At 65.5% G+C, this 18,454-nt stretch carries 17 protein-coding genes; 5 read left to right on the top strand and 12 right to left on the bottom strand.

Annotated elements, in window-relative coordinates; translation table 11 throughout:
• Positions 1–74: 74 nt before the first annotated feature.
• The gene (locus ACEF39_RS01135) at positions 75–878 is read right to left on the bottom strand and encodes an NAD-dependent protein deacetylase (RefSeq protein WP_500286668.1); all 804 of its coding nucleotides are present in this window, start codon (positions 876–878) and stop codon (positions 75–77) included.
• 43 nt (positions 879–921) lie between these two features.
• Positions 922–1,332 (bottom strand): acyl-CoA thioesterase, encoded by a 411-nt coding sequence (locus ACEF39_RS01130; RefSeq protein WP_089241503.1) that lies wholly within the window; start codon positions 1,330–1,332, stop codon positions 922–924.
• 92 nt (positions 1,333–1,424) lie between these two features.
• Between ACEF39_RS01130 and ACEF39_RS01125 the strand changes: the two genes are divergently transcribed.
• Positions 1,425–2,060, top strand: coding sequence for a LysE family translocator (locus ACEF39_RS01125; protein WP_089241505.1), 636 nt, complete (start codon positions 1,425–1,427; stop codon positions 2,058–2,060).
• A 28-nt stretch (positions 2,061–2,088) separates the two neighbouring features.
• Here the strand turns inward: ACEF39_RS01125 and ACEF39_RS01120 are convergent, their stop codons facing one another.
• The 4 genes from ACEF39_RS01120 to ACEF39_RS01105 form a co-directional block, all read right to left on the bottom strand.
• Entirely contained in the window at positions 2,089–3,231 is a 1,143-nt protein-coding gene (locus ACEF39_RS01120; RefSeq protein WP_500286667.1) for an XVIPCD domain-containing protein, read from the bottom strand.
• Between the two features lie 28 nt (positions 3,232–3,259).
• A complete protein-coding gene (locus tag ACEF39_RS01115) occupies positions 3,260–3,664 on the bottom strand; it encodes a hypothetical protein (RefSeq protein WP_500286666.1) in 405 nt (134 codons plus the stop codon).
• A 518-nt stretch (positions 3,665–4,182) separates the two neighbouring features.
• Entirely contained in the window at positions 4,183–5,202 is a 1,020-nt protein-coding gene (locus ACEF39_RS01110) for a ribonucleotide-diphosphate reductase subunit beta (protein WP_025875781.1), read from the bottom strand.
• A 128-nt stretch (positions 5,203–5,330) separates the two neighbouring features.
• A complete protein-coding gene (locus ACEF39_RS01105) occupies positions 5,331–7,742 on the bottom strand; it encodes a ribonucleoside-diphosphate reductase subunit alpha (protein WP_500286665.1) in 2,412 nt (803 codons plus the stop codon).
• A 574-nt stretch (positions 7,743–8,316) separates the two neighbouring features.
• Here ACEF39_RS01105 and ACEF39_RS01100 point away from each other — a divergent pair.
• Entirely contained in the window at positions 8,317–9,132 is an 816-nt protein-coding gene (locus tag ACEF39_RS01100) for a DUF2884 family protein (RefSeq protein ID WP_500287946.1), read from the top strand.
• Positions 9,133–9,391: 259 nt separating this feature from the next.
• On the opposite strand, the gene ACEF39_RS01095 is transcribed toward ACEF39_RS01100, so the two are convergent.
• The 3 genes from ACEF39_RS01095 to ACEF39_RS01085 form a co-directional block, all read right to left on the bottom strand.
• Positions 9,392–9,652 carry a hypothetical protein gene (locus tag ACEF39_RS01095; protein ID WP_500286664.1) on the bottom strand — a complete coding sequence of 87 codons (261 nt, stop codon included), beginning with the start codon at positions 9,650–9,652 and terminating at the stop codon, positions 9,392–9,394.
• Positions 9,653–9,807: 155 nt separating this feature from the next.
• The gene (gene zapE, locus ACEF39_RS01090; RefSeq protein WP_500286663.1) at positions 9,808–10,908 is read right to left on the bottom strand and encodes a cell division protein ZapE; all 1,101 of its coding nucleotides are present in this window, start codon (positions 10,906–10,908) and stop codon (positions 9,808–9,810) included.
• A complete protein-coding gene (locus ACEF39_RS01085; protein ID WP_500286662.1) occupies positions 10,905–11,576 on the bottom strand; it encodes an alpha/beta hydrolase in 672 nt (223 codons plus the stop codon). The genes zapE and ACEF39_RS01085 overlap by 4 nt, the downstream gene beginning before the upstream one ends.
• A gap of 43 nt (positions 11,577–11,619) precedes the next feature.
• Here ACEF39_RS01085 and ACEF39_RS01080 point away from each other — a divergent pair, with 43 nt between their 5' ends.
• Positions 11,620–12,477 carry an EamA/RhaT family transporter gene (locus ACEF39_RS01080; protein WP_500286661.1) on the top strand — a complete coding sequence of 286 codons (858 nt, stop codon included), beginning with the start codon at positions 11,620–11,622 and terminating at the stop codon, positions 12,475–12,477.
• Positions 12,478–12,534: 57 nt separating this feature from the next.
• Here ACEF39_RS01080 and ACEF39_RS01075 read toward each other — a convergent pair whose 3' ends face one another.
• The 3 genes from ACEF39_RS01075 to ACEF39_RS01065 form a co-directional block, all read right to left on the bottom strand.
• Positions 12,535–13,974 carry an ExeM/NucH family extracellular endonuclease gene (locus tag ACEF39_RS01075; RefSeq protein ID WP_500286660.1) on the bottom strand — a complete coding sequence of 480 codons (1,440 nt, stop codon included), beginning with the start codon at positions 13,972–13,974 and terminating at the stop codon, positions 12,535–12,537.
• 208 nt (positions 13,975–14,182) lie between these two features.
• Entirely contained in the window at positions 14,183–14,701 is a 519-nt protein-coding gene (locus ACEF39_RS01070; RefSeq protein WP_500286659.1) for a c-type cytochrome, read from the bottom strand.
• 191 nt (positions 14,702–14,892) lie between these two features.
• Positions 14,893–15,510 carry a TetR/AcrR family transcriptional regulator gene (locus ACEF39_RS01065; RefSeq protein WP_230110220.1) on the bottom strand — a complete coding sequence of 206 codons (618 nt, stop codon included), beginning with the start codon at positions 15,508–15,510 and terminating at the stop codon, positions 14,893–14,895.
• A gap of 160 nt (positions 15,511–15,670) precedes the next feature.
• Between ACEF39_RS01065 and ACEF39_RS01060 the strand changes: the two genes are divergently transcribed.
• Positions 15,671–16,834: an isovaleryl-CoA dehydrogenase gene (locus ACEF39_RS01060; RefSeq protein ID WP_089241527.1), complete on the top strand. Its 1,164-nt coding sequence runs from the start codon at positions 15,671–15,673 to the stop codon at positions 16,832–16,834.
• Positions 16,835–16,842: 8 nt separating this feature from the next.
• On the top strand, positions 16,843–18,453 hold the full coding sequence (locus ACEF39_RS01055; RefSeq protein ID WP_500286658.1) for a carboxyl transferase domain-containing protein: 1,611 nt from the start codon (positions 16,843–16,845) through the stop codon (positions 18,451–18,453).
• Position 18,454 lies beyond the last annotated feature (1 nt).

Here is an 18,454-nt window from a genome sequence, read left to right as displayed (position 1 = left end):
TGCGTATTGCACCGCTGTGCGGCCGATAGATCAACCGTGTGGGTGGATCGCTGTTTCGTGGGAAGTCCAGACGGTCAGCGCACCCAGCCGGCCAGCGCCTCGGCGCAGTCGCGCTCGTCCTTGAACAGCAGCAGGTCGTCGGCACGGGTGCGGCCACGGTTCAGCGCGGCCACCGGCAGACCCGCCTTGGCCGCGGCCTGCACGAAGCGGAAGCCGGAATAGACCATCAGCGAGGAGCCCACAACCAGCACCGCATCCGCCTGCTGCAGGTGGTCGTGCACCGCATCCACGCGCTCACGCGGCACGTTCTCGCCGAAGAACACTACGTCCGGTTTCAGCAGGCCGCCGCAGTGCGCGCAGTCCGGCACCGCGAACGCGGAGAAGTCGGTTTCCAGGTCGGCGTCGCCGTCGGGCGCGATACCCGCCTGCAGCGATTCCCAGCCGGGGTTGGCCTGCAGCAGCCGCTGCTGGAACGCCTCACGCTCGCTGCGGCGCTCGCAGCCCATGCAGCGCACCAGGTCCAGGCGGCCATGCAGGTCGATCACGTTCTGGCTGCCCGCGCGCTGGTGCAGGCCATCCACGTTCTGGGTCAGCAGCACCTGCAGCTTGCCGCAGTCCTCCAGCGCGGCCAGCGCCTGATGCGTGCCGTTGGGCCGGGCCTGGCCGAAGCGCGGCCAGCCCAGCAGGCTGCGCGCCCAGTAACGCTGCCGGGTGGCCGCCTCGCCCATGAAGGCCTGGTAGGTCACCGGCGGCGTGCGCTTCCACTGGCCGTCGGCATCGCGGTAATCGGGGATGCCCGAGGCGGTGCTGCAGCCGGCGCCGGTCAGCACGAACAGGCGTTGGGCGCGGTCGATGAAGTCGGTGAGCGGCAGGGTCATGGCAGCCAGATGGGGGCGCGCGGGCGCCCCCGCAAGCACGGGCTCAGGCCGCCGGCGCGCCGGGAAGCTGCGGCACGGTCACCGGGTGACCATCCTCGCCCAGCGCGATCATCACGAAGTGGCCGCGGGTGCACAGCTTGCGCTCGCCGCTGTGCAGATCCTCGGCGATCAGCTCCACCTCGACCTTCATCGAGCTGCGACCGACCTCGACGATGCGGCCGATGGTCTCGACCATCTGGCCGATGCGGATCGGCAGCTTGAAATCGACCTGGTCGCTGCGCGCGGTCACCACGGTGCGGCGCGAATAGCGGGCGGCGGCGAGGAAGGCTGCCTTGTCCATCCATGCCAGCGCCTGGCCACCGAACAGGGTACCCATGTGGTTGGTGTGGTTGGGAAAGACGATTTCGGCCATGCGCACTTCGGTCGGCGGCACGGTCTCGGGAATGGGGGTCATGGGGGCGGTTCGGGTGTGGGGTAGGACGGATTTTAAGGCAGGTGGCGTGCAGGCGGCGCTACACTTCGGCACCCCCACTGCGTGAACCCGCCATGCCCGCTACGTCCGACCTGCTGGCCTTCGCCCTTGTCTCGCTGGCCATGGTGCTGACACCCGGGCCGAACATGATCTACGTGATCTCGCGCTCGATCTGCCAAGGCCGCGTGGCCGGGCTGATTTCGCTGGGCGGGGTGGCGCTGGGCTTCGTGTTCTACATGCTGTGCGCGGCGCTGGGCATCACCGCGCTGCTGATGACCGTGCCGTTCGCCTACGACGCGCTGCGCATCGGCGGCGCGCTGTACCTGCTGTACCTGGCCTGGCAGGCACTGAAGCCGGGCGGCCGCTCGCCGTTCGCGGTGCGTGACCTGCCGGTGGACGGCCCGCGCAAGCTGTTCGCGATGGGTTTCCTGACCAATGTGCTGAACCCCAAGGTAGCGGTGATGTACCTGTCCCTGCTGCCGCAGTTCCTGCACCCCGACAGCGAAGGCGGCGTGCTGATGCAGTCGCTGGTGCTGGGCTCCACCCAGCTGCTGGTCAGCGTGAGCGTGAACGGCATCATCGCGATGATGGCCGGCAGCATCGCCGGCTTCCTGGCGGCACGTCCCACCTGGCAGGCGGTGCAACGGTGGTTCATGGGCACGGTGCTGGCCGGGTTGGCCGTGCGCATGGCGGTGGATGGGCGGCGGTGATGACCCTTCCGATGCTGCAGCGATACTCCTATCTCAAGATCGATGGGCCGTCCTGCGTTTGAACATGCTGTGCCGGCTGTAGTTCAAGGATCGCTGCTTGCGATTGAGTCAATGCATCAGCACGATGCAGCGACTCCGCTTCAGGCGCACGAAGCGCATCCATCGTATTCATGTGTCCTCGGCGATGGGCTGGATCATCCATTGCTCCCTCCACTATGAAGACCCTCTCACCCCGAGCCAGGCTTTCTGTCGGGTTGTTCAACACAACATGGTCAACCCGCGAAAGCCCCTGCTCCTTCGCCAGTACCAGCAGGCTTGCGGACATGCGCTGACTCGACTCGTCCCACGGCTTCCCATGCTCGGTGTCCAAGCGTTCCACACCAGCCCTGATCTGCATATGGAGAGCACGGTCTGCATCGCCAAGTTCAGCTGTTGAAGAAGGCACTCGATGCAGCGACGGTGAGTCGTCGGCGGGAGTGCCAACTCTCTCCGCAACTGCGGTGCGCTCGGCGTCAAGTTCTGGCTCTGGCCTGCGTCGTCGCTGCCGCTGCGAGGGCGCTATGTGCTGGTCATAATATGCGCCGTAGTAAAGCTCGTAGTTCGCATGAGGACCAACAGACGGAGTCTCCGTCTTGAAAACCTCGGCGATCTGATCTAGTGCTTGGCTACGGTTGATCCGTCCGGCCTGGAGTTCCGCCGCAATGGCTCCATATTGTTGTGGCCGGTTACCTGTGCCGGAAACGCCAATGTCCGGACCACCAGCGGCGACAATTTCGCGCTGGATCTGGACATTGCTGAGCGTCGCGGCGGCTTCTCCTCGCAACATGCTGTTTACATAGGATTGCTTGGAAGTCCGATCCGGGCCTTCGGTGAAGAGATGGTGTCCAACTTCGTGAGAAAGTGAACGTGCGATTCGGGAGCCTTGCCCAATCGCGTTTTCGTCAATAACGATCTTCTCACGGGGAACAAGATAGGTGCCCATACCGGCTTGTCCCCAGACGTTATCAAGATCGTCGCGTTCGGCCTGTGCGAGACCCGCTCGGAGTGTTGGGGATTTCGCCAGAAGCGGCGCCAACGAGGGGTCGGCCGATGGCGATGCTGGACGACGTGCGGCGCCAGGGCGCCCCCCCTCCTGCGACTGTGGCAGTCCAACTTCTTCAGTACGCTCCATGGCGCGGCTCCTTCGCAATGACAGGGGATCAGCGGTGACTGATCAGTACGCGGGTCAGTGTCACGTTGTCTGGGGCGAGACTGAGGACGACCTCAGCACCGTTCACCTTCGCGGACCAGTAAGGGCGGGAGCCAGGCGCATCGGGGTGAGGGGGGTATAGGGTGGAGTCCTCCCAGATGATCTCCTCGAGCAGAATGCTGGGTGGCGCGACATCAAATGTCAGCTTCGCATGCGCAGGATCGTCGGGAACACTTCTCAGGGTGATGTTCCGGACCTCAAGGTCGCCCAACCTTCCGCGTTCTGCGGTCCGCTCGTCCCGCAGGCCCTGTCGCGTCGGTGCACCCAGGTGCGTGTGAAGTTGTTCATTCAATGCGTCGACATCATCAAAACGCACGCCTGCCAAACGCTCGATGTCGTACTTGAATCGCTCCATACCAATTTCACTCCCTGATTTGACGGACTGTCTTTGATTCAAATGATGCGAGGGGGTTGGGCGTGCACCGCTCGAACACGCTGACAGTACCAACGCTGCAATAGTGATTGTGAGGCAGCGATACCCTGCTACCCAGGGGCGGCGCCGAAGTCCACCTTTTGATGAAGAAGCGCATTTCTCGACCGATGCATCCATGAAAGTACCTCTCGCGGGAGTCCCACTTTCGCGAATCTAGCACGACGTCGGAGTCAAGCAGGTCACTGGCCGTGGGCACTCAAGCGCCGATGTGGCACGTCGGCTCGGTATATCGATCCACAGTCTTCAAGGCTGACGATAATGGCATGTGAATCCATAATCCACGCGCCTGGTGGCAACGGCTCGGGCAAGGGCATGGGCATGCGTCCATGAAAAAACCTTCCGCGCTGCGCGCTCGCCGGGCGTGGCCCGGCGCTACCGTAAAAACGAAAAACCCCGGCGTTGGCCGGGGTTTCTCGTTGCGACAGACCTGACCGGATCGATCAGAAGTTCATGTCGAAGGCGACTTCGCCCTTCACGCCCACCTGGTAGGCCGAGGCGCGGCGTTCGAAGAAGTTGGTCAGTTCCTGCACGTCCTGCAGTTCCATGAAGCTGAGCGGGTTGCGCACGTTGTACTTGCGCTCCATGCCCAGGCGATGGAAATGGTTGTCGGCGCAGTGCTGCAGGTACTGGCGCATGTCACGGGTGGAGATGCCTGCCACGCCACCGGACAGCACGTCCTCGGCGAACTGCACTTCACACTCGATGGCCTCGGCCAGCATGTCATAGACATCCTGCTTCATCTTGTCGTCGAACAGGTCCGGCTCTTCCTCGCGGATCACGTCCACGCACTCGAAGGCGAATTCCATGTGCGCGCTTTCGTCGCGGAACACCCAGTTGGTGCCCGAAGCCAAGCCGTTGAGCAGGCCGCGCGAACGGAAGTAGTACACGTAGGCGAACGCGGCGAAGAAGAACAGGCCTTCGATGCACGCGGCAAAGCAGATCTGGTTCAGCAGGAACTGGCGACGCTCTTCGCGGGTCTCGATGCGCTTCAGGTCCTGGATCGAGTCGATCCACTTGAAGCAGAAATCGGCCTTCTTCTTGATCGAATCGATGTTCTCCACCGCAGCGAAGGCTTTGACGCGCTCGTCCGGATCCGGCAGGTAGTTGTCCAGCAGGGTCAGGTAGAACTGCACGTGCAGCGCTTCTTCATACAGCTGGCGCGACAAGTACATGCGCGCTTCGGGTGCGTTCAAGTGCTGGTACAGGTTCAGCACCAGGTTGTTGGACACGATCGAATCGCCGGTGGCGAAGAAGGCGACCAGGCGGTGGATCAGGTGGCGCTCGCCCGGCGACATCTTGCTGTGCAGGTCGCTGATGTCGATCTGGAAGTTGATCTCTTCCACCGTCCAGGTGTTCTTGATCGCGTTCCGGTACATGTCATAGAACTGCGGGTAGCGCATCGGGCGCAGGGTCAGTTCAAAACCGGGATCGAGCAGCATCTGCTTGGGCTTGTCGGCCATGGGTGTTTCCTTGAATTCTCGGGTCAAAACGCCGGGCGTGGCCCGGCGCTACCTTGGTATTTTCTGCAGTCGAGCAGCAGTGCCGACCAACGGTCGGCACCCACCGCGCGTTAATCCACCGCGCGGTATTACTGGCAGGCTTCGCAGGCTTCCGGGTTCTCCAGCGAGCAGGCGATGGCCTCCTCCGGGCTGAACACCTTTTCCGGCGCAACGCTGGCCGTGTGGCTGACGGTGGTCTTGGCGATCTTGGTGGCCGGACGCGAACGCAGGTAGTAGGTGGTCTTGATGCCCTGCTTCCAGGCGTACATGTACATGGACGACATCGCGCCGATGCTCGGGCTTTCCATGAACAGGTTGAGCGAGGCGGACTGGTCGATGAAGGCACCACGGTCGGCGGCCATGTCGATCAGCGAACGCATCGGCAATTCCCATGCGGTGCGGTAGACGTGGCGCAGCGTTTCCGGAATCTGGGTGAGGGCCTGGATCGAGCCGTCGGCCAGCTTGATCGCATCGCGCATTTCCGGGGTCCAGTGGCCCAGCTTCTTCAGCTCGTTCACCAGGTAACGGTTCACCTGCAGGAAGTCACCGGACAGGGTCTCGCGCTTGAACAGGTTGGACACCTGCGGTTCCACGCACTCGTAGCAGCCGGCGATGGAGGCGATGGTGGCGGTCGGGGCGATCGCGATCATCAGCGAGTTGCGCAGGCCGTGTTCCTTGATGCGTTCACGCAGGGCGTCCCAGCGCGCGGCATCTTCCGGCACCACGTTCCAGGCATCGAACTGCAGCTCGCCGCTGGCCGCACGGGTGTCGGCGAAGGACGGGTGCTTGCCGCGTTCCTGGGCCAGTTCGACCGAGGTTTCCAGCGCGTGGAAGTAGATGGTCTCGGCGATCTTCTTCGACAGCGCGCGGGCTTCGGCGCCATCGAACGGCAGGCGCTTGCGGAAGAACACGTCCTGCAGGCCCATGCAGCCCAGGCCGACCGGACGCCAGCGCAGGTTGCCGCGGCGCGCCGATTCGATCGGGTAGAAGTTCAGGTCGATCACGCGATCCAGCTGGCGCACGGCCAGGCGCACGGTGTCGGCCAGCTTGTCGAAATCGAATTCGCCGTTGCCGTCGAAGTGGTTGCCCAGGTTGATCGAACCCAGGTTGCACACCGCGGTCTCTTCAGCCGAGGTGACTTCCAGGATTTCGGTGCACAGGTTGGACAGGTGGATCACGTTGCCGGCGCGCAGGGTCTGGTTGCTGGCGCGGTTGCACTTGTCCTTGAAGGTCATCCAGCCGTTGCCGGTCTCGGCCAGGGTGCGCATCATCCGCGAGTACAGCTTGCGTGCGGAGATGGTGCGGTTGGCCTTGCCCTGTGCTTCGGCCTGCAGGTAGGCAGCCTCGAAGGCTTCGCCGAACAGGTCGGTGAACTCGGGCACCACGCGCGGATCGAACAGCGACCATTCCTGGTCCGATTCGACACGCTTCATGAACAGGTCCGGGATCCAGTTGGCCAGGTTCAGGTTGTGCGCACGGCGCGATTCGTCGCCGGTGTTGTCACGCAGCTCGAGGAAGTCCTCGATGTCGGCGTGCCAGGTTTCCAGGTACACACAGGCCGCGCCCTTGCGCTTGCCGCCCTGGTTCACCGCAGCCACTGACGAATCCATGGTCTTCAGCCACGGCACGATGCCGTTGGAATGGCCGTTGGTCGACTTGATCAGCGAGCCACGCGAACGCACGCGGGTGTAGCTGACGCCGATGCCGCCGGAGAACTTGGACAGCTGGGCGATGTCGCCGTACTTGGAGTAGATCGATTCCAGCGAATCCTGCGGCGAGTCCAGCAGGAAGCACGAGGACAGCTGCTCATGGGTGGTGCCGGAGTTGAACAGGGTCGGGCTGGACGGCAGGTAGTCCAGGTTGCCCATGCGCTTGTACAGCGCCAGGGTTTCCGGCACGTCCTCGCTCAGCGCGCTGGCGATGCGCAGGAAGAACTGCTGCGGGGTCTCGATCACCTTGCGGGTGTGCGGATGGCGCAGCAGGTAGCGGTCGTACAGGGTACGCAGGCCGAAGTAATCGAAGTTCAGGTCCAGCGAGATGTCGATGGCATCGTTGAGCTTGCGTGCGTTGGTCTGCACGAAGTTCAGCAGGCGGTCGTTGATCAGGCCCACTTCGTGGCCACGACCCACCGACTGCGAGAACGCGTGGATTTCCTGGTTGGACACTTCCTTGGCGATGAAGTTGGCCAGCAGGCGCGCGGCCAGGCGGCCGTACTCGGGTTCTTCGCCGATCAGCAGCGCCGCGGTGCGGATGGACAGTTCGTCCAGCTCCTGGGTAGTGGCGCCGTTGTACAGACCGGAAATGGTGCGGGTGGCCACGCGCATCGGATCGACGGCGTGCAGGCCTTCAGAGGAACGCTGCACCGCGCGGACGATCTTGTTCAGATCCACCAGCTCGGTCGTGCCATTGCGCTTGGTCACACTCATCGCGTTGGACGTCGGCGGCGACGTCAACAGGAACTCGCTTTCCTTCTCGATGGTGGCGCTGGTCTCGGTGGTCACGGCGTGTGTCCTCTTGGCGTGATGGATGGTGGCTCGGTGCATCGGATGACGCGGCCCGGGACGTGACACCCCAGGGTGGCAGGCCGGTGTCGCAGGAAGTGAGACCCTGCGCCTGTGGCTGCCGCTGGCAGTGCTGACCGGTGCCGCTGCGGGCATGGAGGGCGTATCACCGGATGGTCCGGCGATCCATTCCATGGACCCGGCGGCTTGGGGTCCCCACAACCGACAGCCACAAGATAGTGGGGGTAGTTGGGTCCGTCAACGCCAAATGTAGTGAAATTTGGCAATCCCTTGCGCCGCAAGGATCGTGCCATCGGCGCCCGGTTTGGACGCTTTGGACCTGCTGGATCGGGCTGCGCAGTCAAGCCCGAAAAGCGTCGTGGTGGCGGTAATCAGCGCCCCACCAGCGGAACAATGACAGCTTCACATGACAGGGCCATGCAGGCGAGGGACAACTCTGTGGATAGGTGGTGGGCAGCCAGTGGGAATCCGGTGGACGGGATGACTTCCGACCGGTGACGCCCACGCACAGGCAGCGGATGCTGGTCTTCCGGTTCCGGAGAAGGATGTTCCGATTCGCCTGCGCCTGTCCGCTCTGGCCCTGCTGCCCGCCCTGTTCATTGCTCCGGCGCTGGCCGCCGACGGGCCGGACCTGCGTTCGGACCAGTGCGGTATCCGTACCGACTACGACGTGCTGGTGGACAGCGGCGGCATCTGGCTGCGGCATGGCCCACAGGCGCCGCATGAGGTGGTGTTCCACGACGGCGAGCTGAGCCTGGACGGCACGATGGTGACGGTCAGTGCCGCCGACGCCGCCCGCCTGCGGCAGCTGGAGGCCGGTGCCCGCCAGCTGATGCCGGCCGCCACCGCGCTGGCCCACGAAGTCTCCGGGGTCACCTTCGATGCGCTGGACGCCGCCTTCGAGGCCATCACCGGCAAGTCCCGCAACCGCCAGATGCGGGCGATGCGTGGCGAGATGCAGGGCTGGATCGACGCCAGCCTGGGCCGCGGCTACTGGGAACAGGAGACCTTCGGCGATGGCTTCGACGCGCATATCGAGCAGATGGCCGAGACGATGGCCGGGTCGATGACCCGCAGCGTGCTGTGGCAGGTGTTCACCGGCCGCGCCGGAGCCATGGAGCGCCGCGCCGACCGTCTCGACGCCGAGGTCGACCGCCGGATGGAAGCGCGCAGCCAGCAGCTGGAGGCCAATGCGATGGCGCTGTGCCCGCTGGTGCAGTCGCTGGCGGCGGCCCACGACGCGCTGAAGGTGCGCTACCAGGGACAGCCGCTGCGGCTGCTGGGGGAGCACAGCGATGGCTCGGGCCTGCATGTGTCGGCCGGGCCGGATGAGCGGCCACGTGGTAATGCGGTGGCGCCGACCCGGTAACCACGTTGTGCTGTTGTAGCGCCGAGCCCATGCTCGGCTGCTTTTCGGCACATCCTTTAGAAGCAACCGAGCGTGGGCTCGGCTCTACAGTAAACCGCCCTCACGCCCGGTGCGGGGTGCCCAGGTACTCGGCACTCTGCATTTCGATCAGGCGCGAGGCCGTGCGCTCGAAGGCGCCTCTTACTCATGTTCTGCGCGAGCCCGAATTCTCAGACAGCCCAGCTGCCAGAAAAATCTGGGGCTTCTACAGATGAGCACACTACGCTTCGATCAACCCCAGCGCTTCGCCCAAGCCTTCAACAAACCCTGCCTGCTCACCTGAATATTCCATTGCGATGCTTTCAATCTGCACGCACAAAGCTGATTTGGACTCCAAGTCCATCATTTGCAATGTGGAAGCCAATCGTTCGAGCCCCTGCACCGCAGCATCTGGATCCAATACATCATCCATCGAAAACTCGAGAAAGATGGCAAGCTCAACGATGGCTCGCGCAACGTGCTTGTTGATTTCCTGGCTCACGAATCACCTTTGCTTGTACAGGCACTTCCCAGCGCGCAGTTGAGTCCTTCTGGACCTGGCATGTCAGGTAGAGCCGAGCCTACGCTCGGCAGCCTTTCGGCGCACCCGGCAGAAGCAGCCGAGCATGGGCTCGGCTCTACAACCAGCGGCACCCCTCACGCGCGGTGCGGGGTGCCCAGGTACTCGGCGCTCTGCATTTCGATCAGGCGCGAGGCCGTGCGCTCGAACGCGCCCTGCAGGCGGGTACCGGTGTACAGCTCGACCGGCGAGGTGCTGGCGGTGCAGACCAGGTTGACATGGCGGTCGTACAGCTCGTCGATCAGGTTGACGAAGCGGCGCGCGGCATCCTCGTTCAGCCGATCGAAGGCCGGAATGCCCCCCAGCAGCACGGTGTTGAACTCGTGCGCGATCTCGATGTAATCCGACGGCCCGCGCGGGCCTTCACACAGGGCGGCGAAGTCGAACCAGGCAATGCTCTTGCCACGCGCGCGCACCGGGATCTTGCGGCTCTCGATCTCGATGTTGCCCGCCTTGGCTGGTTGGCCGCCGCTCAGTTCGTCCCAGCGCGTGGCCAGCCAGGTGTCACTGTCGGCGGCCAGCGGCGCGCGGTACACCGGCGAACGGGTCAGCGCGCGCATGCGATAGTCCTCGGTGCCTTCGGCGTACAGCTCCACGCAGTAGCGCTGCAGCAAGCCGATGGCCGGCATGAAGCTCTCGCGCTGCAGGCCGTTGAGGTACAGGTTTTCCACCGCCGTGTTGGAGGTGGTGACCAGGGTCACGCCCTCGGCGAACATCCGCTCCAGCAGGCGCGCCAGCAGCATGGCATCGCCGATGTCGGTGACGAAGAATTCGTCCAGCACCAGCACGCGCAGGTTGCTGCGCCATTCCTGGGCGATCTTCGCCAGCGGGTCGCTCTGGCCCTGGTGCTCGCGCAGGCGCTCGTGGACGCTGCGCATGAAGCGATGGAAGTGGGTGCGGTATTTCTGCTTGATCGGCAGGCCGTCGTAGAACAGGTCCACCAGGAAGGTCTTGCCGCGGCCGACGCCGCCCCAGAAGTACAGGCCCTTGACCGGCTCGGGTTTCTTCCAGAACGAGGACAGGCGGTCCAGCCAGCCGTCCTCGGCGCTGTCCACCAAGGCCAGATGGATCCGGTCCAGCTCGGCCAGGGCCGCATGCTGGGCCGGGTCGTTCTGCCAATCGCCGCGTTCCACCCCGGCCGCGTAGCGCTGCGTCGGGGTCAGTTCCACCTCGCTCATGCCGCCGTGCCCAGCCAATGCTTGACGCCGTGGGTGAGCGCGCCGCGCAGGTCGATCAGCTTGCGGTGGAAGAAGTGGCTGGTGTCCGGCATGCGCACCAGCTCATGCGGCGCATCGAGGGTGTCCAGCCACTGGTAGACAGCCTGCGGGTCGACGATTTCATCCTGCTCGCCCTGGATCAGCAGCCAGCGCGCCGGCGGCGCGATGCCGCCGAAATCCCAACGACCCGCCGGCGGCGCGATCGAGATCAGCGCTTCGGGCTGCAGCTCGGCAGCGGCCTTCAGCGAAACGAACGCGCCGAAGCTGAAGCCGGCCAGCCACAGGCGGTCGTCCGGGCGCTGCTGGCGGACCCAGGCGGTGACGGCCTTCAGGTCCTCCTGCTCGCCCACGCCATGGTCGAATTCACCGGCAGAACCACCGACGCTGCGGAAGTTGAAGCGCACCGTGGCGATGCCCAGCTCGCGCAGGGTGGTGGCGGTCATGGTGACCACCTTGTTGTGCAGGGTGCCGCCTTCGGTGGACAGCGGATGGCAGATGACGGCCACGATCGGCTGCACCGGCACATCGGCCTTGGGCAGGTCGACGAGCACTTCCAGCGGGCCAACCGGGCCTTCCAGTGAGATGCAGGCGGTTTCGCCGGGGGCGACGGGGAACGAGGGCTTGTGCATGGCACCATGATAGCGTCCCCCGCCGCTGCCCTGTGCCCGCCCCATGCTCTACCTGTCCCTGGCCGTGATCTGCAGTGTGCTGGTTTCGGTGTTGTTGAAGCTGGCTGGCCGTCGCCAGCTGGATGTTGCGCAGATGGTGACCTGGAACTATCTGGTCGCCGCGACGATGACGGCGGTGGTGCTGCAGCCGCCGCTGGACGCCTTGCGCGCACCGCATGCACCGTGGGTTTCACTGCTGGCGCTGGCGGTGGTGCTGCCCTCGATCTTCCTGGTACTCGGCCGTGCGGTGGCGGTGGCCGGCATCGTCCGCAGTGACGTGGCACAGCGGTTGTCGCTGCTGCTGTCGCTGGCGGCGGCGTTCCTGTACTTCGGGCAGACCGCCACGCCGTGGAAGCTGGTCGGGCTGGGCCTGGGCCTGCTGGCGATGGTGGCCATCAGCCTGCGTCCACGCGGCCCCGCAGTGGCCGCTTCCGTCGGCGGCTGGGGCTGGTTGCTGGGCGTGTGGGCGGGCTTTGCGGTGGTGGATGTGCTGCTGAAGCAGGTGGCGCTGTCCGGCACGCCGTCGATGGCGGCGGTGCTGGCCAGTTTCAGCGTGGCTTTCGTACTGATGCTGGCGCTGCAGTTGTGGCGGCATTTCAGTGGGCGCAGCCGCCTGGCCTGGCGCAACCTCGGTGCAGGCGCGCTGCTGGGCCTGCTCAACGGCGGCAACATCCTGTTCTACGTGCATGCGCACCAGTCGATGCCGGACAGCCCGGCCACCGTGTTCGCCGGCATGAACATCGGCGTGGTGGTGCTGGGTGCGCTGGTGGGCGTGTTCGCCTTCGGCGAGGCAACCACGCGCTGGAACCGCGCGGGTCTGGCGCTGGCGGTGCTGGCGATCGGTTTGATCGCCTGGGGGTAAGTGATGCCTGGGGTCAGAGCCCATTCCGTGGGAATGGGATCCGACCCCGGCGCTGGGTTATCTGTCGAAGCCCAGCAGCAGCGGGTCATGGTCGGAGCTGCGCCACGGGCCCTGCACGTTGCGGCCCTGGTAGCCGCTGGCGTCCTGCTCGTCGGCGTTGCTGTGCCACTCGGCGGCGCCACGCAGGCGCTTGGCCATCGTCGGGCTGAGCAGCGCGTGATCGAGGCGACCGGTATAGCCGTTGTAGACGTAGCTGTAGGGCTGTTCGACCTTGGCCACCTTGAAGGCATCCTGCCAGCCCAGGTCGTGCAGGGTGCGGATCGGATCTTCCATGGCGTAGGCGTTGAAGTCGCCCATCAGCACCACGTCCTTCACCTTCAGGCGCGCGGCTTCGGCCTGCACCCAGGTATTGAGCTGCCTGGCCGATTCCACGCGGGTGGCGTTCCAGCAGCCCTGCCCGTCATTGCGGTCGGCGTCGGCGCCACTGGCCTCGCGGCAGCCCTTGGACTTGAAGTGGTTGGCGACCACCATGAATGGTGCGCCCTTGCCCTGGAACGCCTGTGCCAGCGGCGCACGGCTGTGTTCGACGAAGGGACCGTCGAGCTTGGTCAGCGGCGTGCCGAGCGGTTTGAATTCGCTCCTGCGGTAGATGATGCCGACGCGGATCGGATTGCTGCCAGGACCTTCACCGGCATCGACGAACGCCCACTGCTTGTCGGCCGCGAGACCGACATTGAGTGCGTTTACCAGTTCAGCGATGGCCGACTGCGGGCCGTAGCCGTCGTTCTCCAGTTCCATCAGCGCGGCGATATCGGCGCCCAGCGCGTTGACGGTGGCGACCAGCTTGCCGACCTGCGCCTTGTGCTCGTCCAGCGTGCGCGCGCCGCGCAGGGTCGGGAATCCGCCGCCCTGGCCGTCACCATTGAAGAAGTTCTCCAGGTTGAAGGCGGCGATATGCAGGCTGCCGGGTACGCTCGGCACGGCCGGCCGCTGCAGTTCCGGCAGCTTCACTGTGCCGTCGACCTGCAGGCTGGGGCGACCCTGCGCATCGACTCGCACGGTGCCTTCCACGTTGCGCAGCTGCATTCCGGTACGCAGCACCGGGTTGCCCGGCAGATAGGCGACGCTGGCCGGGTCACGTGCATCGCTGCCGTCGTCCAGCAGCAGGCGGCGGCGTTGGTTGTCGGCCATTACCTGTTCGATACCGGCGCTGCCGGGCACGGCCACTTCGGTCGGCTGCCAGAGGCGGCCATCGAAGGCGACGGTGAGCTGGCCGAAGCGTTCCAGGCCATCGGTGCCGGCCAAGGTGAGCGGCGCAGCGATGCGCACATGCTGGCCCTCCAGCGCACGCCAGTCGGCCGGCGCGGCGGCCAGGGTGACGGTGGCCGGGCTGCGCGGCGCGGTCGCCGAGGTCGGCGCAACCTGCGGCTGGGCCTGGGCGAAAGCGGATGTCGGCAGCAGCAGGGACAGGGCAAGGGCGAGGGAACGGCGACGCATCGACAGACGACTCCACGGAAGAGGCGCACAGACTAACCCTGAAATGCGAAACCCCGCCTGCGCGGCGGGGTTCCGGCCTCGGTGGGCAAAGGTAGTGCCGGCCGCTGGCCGGCAACCTCAGGACCTCTGCGCGATGCGTGGTTGCCGGCCACCTGACCGGGCACGCGTATCCGCAGTAGATCCACGCCATGCGTGGATGCGGCGCCCGCTATTTCAGATTGCCCAGCATCCAGTCCACCGTGGCGTGGATCTGCTCCTCGGTGAGCGCCGGGTTGCCGCCCTTGGGCGGCATGATGCCCCCGTCCGGGCCGGTGTAGCCCTCGACGGCGTGCTTGTAGAGGGTTTCCTTGCCCTGCGCCAGGCGCTTGTCCCAGTGCGAGTGGTCGAGCGTCGGCGCCATGCCCACCCCGGTGGTATGGCAGGCGGTGCACAGGTTGTCGAAGATCACCTTGCCGTCCTTGGTACCCCCGTAGGCCACCTGCGAGGCGGCCTTGGCCAGCGCGGCGGCATGCGCTGCAGCCTGCGCGGCGGCGCCGGTGCTACCGGCGTATACCGCGCCAGTGGGCGAAATGCGCTGTTCGGTGCGTTTGGCGGCGGTAGGCGACACCTCGGGCGGAATCCGGGTGTGGATGAACGCGGCCAGGAGGATCAGACCGAGAGTGATGGCCATCAACAGCGCGATCACCATGGAGAAGCGTTTCAGGAACTCCAGATCGTAATTCCGCACTCTTCGTTACCCCTGGCTGATAGTCGTTGGACCACGGCTGAGCGACTGCGTGATGGACCGAGTATAGAACGCACGCCGCGCCCGACAACAGGCGTCAGGGCTGGTGCGGCGCAGCATATGGAGAGGGGTCAGATCCCTTTTGCAACGCAAAAGGGATCTGACCCCGCAAGGATGCCGGCCAGCGGCCGGCACTACCGGATGACGGGGGCGCCAACAGCCCGCAGGCAGAAACTGCAGATGGCCTCGACCAGTGCGCCTTCGTCGCGGTGCGCTTCGCGGCTGGGCGCGGTCGGGCCGACCATGGCTTCGGTGAAGGCCCCCACCAGGCAAGCGGCGGCAGCATGCGCGTCCTGCGCTGGCAGCTCACCGGCCGCCACGCCCTCTTCCACCAGGCGCAGGAACACGTCACCGAAGGCACGGCGGCCGCGCATGCGCTCGGCTTCCACATCCGGATCCACCGGCTCGACGATGAAGGCGTGGGCCAGGCCCGGGCCGGCAAGGGCACGGCGGACGAAGGCGGTGATGGCCTGGCGCAGGCGCACGCTGGCCGGCTCCGGTGCGCTGGCGATGCGCTCCATGATCGCTACCTCGTGGGCCACGGCCGCATTGAGCACTTCCACGAACAGCTCGGCCTTGGACGGAAAGTGGCGGTAGATCAAGCCGGTGGAGACCCCGGCCTGGGTGGCCACGGCGGTTACCGGCGCGTTGCGCCAGCCGCCGGTGGCGACCAGTTCGCGGGTGGCCAGCAGGATCCGTTCACGGGCCCCGGCCAGGCGTTCTTCCATCAATGCTGAGCGTTTGTAGGCCATGTCCTGAGTCTAGTTTCAATTTTTGAATTTGTATTCACTTCTTACCCGAACCCCGCTACGCTGGGGTCCAATCGCCCGCGCGGGCCGCTGCTGTGAACAGCTGCCCGCTTCCCCCTTCCGGGTGCGTCCATTCCCCACCTTCCCTCGTGGAGCCATCGCAATGCACGTGCCATCCCTGAACTTCGACCTCGGCGAAGATATCGACCTGCTGCGCCAGAGCGTGGCCCATTTTGCCGCTGCCGAGATCGCGCCGCTCGCGGCCGAGACCGATGCGACCAACCAGTTCCCGTTGGCACTATGGCCCAAGCTGGGCGAGCAGGGCCTGCTGGGCCTGACCGTGGAAGAAGAATACGGCGGCACCGGCATGGGCTACCTGGCCCACGTGGTGGCGATGGAAGAAGTCTCGCGTGCTTCCGGCGGCATCGGCCTGTCCTACGGCGCGCATTCGAACCTGTGCGTGAACCAGCTGCGCAAGAACGGCACCGAGGCGCAGAAGCAGCGCTTCCTGCCGGACCTGTGCAGCGGCGCAAAGATCGGTGCGCTGGCGATGAGCGAACCCGGCGCGGGTTCGGACGTGGTGTCGATGAAGCTGCGCGCGGACAAGCGCGGCGACCGCTACGTGCTCAACGGCAACAAGATGTGGATCACCAACGGCCCCGACGCCGATGTGCTGGTGGTGTACGCCAAGACCGATGTCGAGGCCGGTGCCAAGGGCATCACCGCCTTCCTGGTCGAAAAGGGCATGAAGGGTTTCTCCACCGCGCAGAAGCTGGACAAGCTGGGCATGCGCTCCTCGCCCACCTGCGAACTGGTGTTCCAGGACTGCGAGATTCCCGAAGAGAACGTGCTGGGCGCGGTCGGTGGCGGCGTGCGCGTGCTGATGTCCGGCCTGGACTACGAGCGCGTGGTGCTGTCCGGCGGCCCGCTGGGCCTGATGGCTGCTGCGATGGACGTGGTGATGCCGTACGTGCACGAACGCCACCAGTTCGGTGAGCCGATCGGCAGCTTCCAGCTGATCCAGGCCAAGATCGCCGACATGTACGTGGGCCTGGGCGCCTGCCGCGCCTATGTGTATGCCGTGGCACGCGCCTGCGACCAGGGCCGCACCACCCGCCAGGATGCAGCCGGCGCGATCCTCTACGCCGCCGAGAAGGCGACCTGGCTGACCGGCCAGGCGATCCAGATCCTCGGTGGCAACGGCTACATCAACGAATACCCGACCGGCCGCTTGTGGCGCGACGCCAAGCTGTATGAAATCGGCGCCGGCACTTCGGAGATCCGTCGCATGCTGATCGGCCGCGAACTGTTCCAGCGCACCCTGTAAGGCACCCCATGAGCATCCTAGGCAGCCAGCTGCAACCGGGCAGCGAAACGTTTGAAAGCAACCGCGCGGCGATGCAGGCCGTAGTCGACGACCTGCACGCCACCCTCGCCCGCACCGCCTTGGGCGGCAGCGAAGCGGCGCGCGCCAAGCACACCGCGCGCGGCAAGCTGCTGGTGCGCGACCGCATCGATGCCCTGCTCGACCCGGGCAGTGCGTTCCTGGAAATCGCGCCGCTGGCCGCGCACGGCATGTATGACGACGCCGTGCCCGCCGCTGGCGTGGTCGCCGGCATCGGCCGCGTGAGTGGCGTGGAGTGCGTGATCGTGGCCAACGATGCCACGGTCAAGGGCGGCACCTATTACCCGGTGACGGTGAAGAAGCATCTGCGCGCGCAGGAGATCGCCGAGCAGAACCACCTGCCGTGCATCTACCTGGTCGATTCCGGTGGCGCCTTCCTGCCGCTGCAGGATGAGGTGTTCCCCGACCGCGACCATTTCGGTCGCATCTTCTACAACCAGGCCAACCTTTCCGCGCAGGGCATTCCGCAGATCGCCTGCGTGATGGGCAGCTGCACCGCCGGTGGCGCCTATGTGCCGGCGATGAGCGACGAGACGGTGATCGTGCGCGAGCAGGGCACGATCTTCCTCGGTGGCCCGCCGCTGGTGAAGGCAGCCACCGGTGAAGTGGTGACGGCCGAAGAACTGGGCGGTGCCGATGTGCACACGCGCATTTCCGGCGTGGCCGACCACATGGCAGACAACGACCTGCAGGCACTGGCACGGGTACGCGCGATCATCGCCCAGCTCAACTGGCGCAAGCCCGAAGCAGCGATGGCGCTGCAGCCGGTGGAAGAACCGCTGCTGCCGGCGGACGAACTGTACGGGGTGATCCCGGCCGATACGCGCAAGCCCTACGACGTGCGCGAAGTGATCGCGCGGCTGGTCGACGGCTCGCGCTTTGACGAGTTCAAGCCGCGCTATGGCGCAACGCTGGTCACCGGCTTCGCCCATCTGCATGGCTATCCGATCGGCATCATCGCCAACAACGGCATCCTGTTCTCCGAGTCCGCACTGAAGGGCGCGCACTTCATCGAGCTGTGCACCCAGCGCAACATTCCGCTGCTGTTCCTGCAGAACATCACCGGCTTCATGGTCGGCCGCAAGTACGAACAGGGTGGCATCGCCAAGGACGGGGCCAAACTGGTGATGGCGGTGGCCTGCGCCAAGGTACCCAAGTTCACCGTGGTGATCGGCGGCTCGTTCGGTGCCGGCAACTACGGCATGTGCGGCCGCGCGTACTCGCCCAACTTCCTGTGGATGTGGCCGAACGCACGCATCGGCGTGATGGGGGGCGAACAGGCGGCCAGCGTGCTGGCCACGGTCAAGCGTGATGGCATCGAAGCCAAGGGCGGGCAGTGGCCGGGCGAGGAAGAGGATGCGTTCAAGGCACCGATCCGCGACCAGTTCGAACAGCAGGGCCACCCGTATTACGCCAGTGCGCGGCTGTGGGACGACGGTGTGATCGATCCGGTCGATACCCGCCGGGTACTGGCCCTGGCCCTGTCGGCCAGCCTCAACGCTCCCCCGCAGCAGACGCGCTTCGGCGTGTTCCGCATGTGAT

Source organism: Stenotrophomonas indicatrix, assembly GCA_041545745.1.
GTDB classification, from domain to species: domain Bacteria; phylum Pseudomonadota; class Gammaproteobacteria; order Xanthomonadales; family Xanthomonadaceae; genus Stenotrophomonas; species Stenotrophomonas indicatrix_A.
The sequence above is the reverse complement of the archived record's forward strand: the minus strand, read 5'-3'. Positions and strand labels throughout refer to the sequence as shown.

What these genes read in the sequence shown, in the direction of transcription:
- ACEF39_RS01135 (WP_500286668.1), bottom strand. Translation starts at nt 878, where the DNA reads ATGACCCTGCCGCTCACCGACTTCATCGACCGCGCCCAACGCCTGTTC.
- ACEF39_RS01130 (WP_089241503.1), bottom strand. Translation starts at nt 1,332, where the DNA reads ATGACCCCCATTCCCGAGACCGTGCCGCCGACCGAAGTGCGCATGGCC.
- ACEF39_RS01125 (WP_089241505.1), top strand. Translation starts at nt 1,425, where the DNA reads ATGCCCGCTACGTCCGACCTGCTGGCCTTCGCCCTTGTCTCGCTGGCC.
- ACEF39_RS01120 (WP_500286667.1), bottom strand. Translation starts at nt 3,231, where the DNA reads ATGGAGCGTACTGAAGAAGTTGGACTGCCACAGTCGCAGGAGGGGGGG.
- ACEF39_RS01115 (WP_500286666.1), bottom strand. Translation starts at nt 3,664, where the DNA reads ATGGAGCGATTCAAGTACGACATCGAGCGTTTGGCAGGCGTGCGTTTT.
- ACEF39_RS01110 (WP_025875781.1), bottom strand. Translation starts at nt 5,202, where the DNA reads ATGGCCGACAAGCCCAAGCAGATGCTGCTCGATCCCGGTTTTGAACTG.
- zapE (WP_500286663.1), bottom strand. Translation starts at nt 10,908, where the DNA reads ATGAGCGAGGTGGAACTGACCCCGACGCAGCGCTACGCGGCCGGGGTG.
- ACEF39_RS01085 (WP_500286662.1), bottom strand. Translation starts at nt 11,576, where the DNA reads ATGCACAAGCCCTCGTTCCCCGTCGCCCCCGGCGAAACCGCCTGCATC.
- ACEF39_RS01080 (WP_500286661.1), top strand. Translation starts at nt 11,620, where the DNA reads ATGCTCTACCTGTCCCTGGCCGTGATCTGCAGTGTGCTGGTTTCGGTG.
- ACEF39_RS01075 (WP_500286660.1), bottom strand. Translation starts at nt 13,974, where the DNA reads ATGCGTCGCCGTTCCCTCGCCCTTGCCCTGTCCCTGCTGCTGCCGACA.
- ACEF39_RS01065 (WP_230110220.1), bottom strand. Translation starts at nt 15,510, where the DNA reads ATGGCCTACAAACGCTCAGCATTGATGGAAGAACGCCTGGCCGGGGCC.
- ACEF39_RS01060 (WP_089241527.1), top strand. Translation starts at nt 15,671, where the DNA reads ATGCACGTGCCATCCCTGAACTTCGACCTCGGCGAAGATATCGACCTG.
- ACEF39_RS01055 (WP_500286658.1), top strand. Translation starts at nt 16,843, where the DNA reads ATGAGCATCCTAGGCAGCCAGCTGCAACCGGGCAGCGAAACGTTTGAA.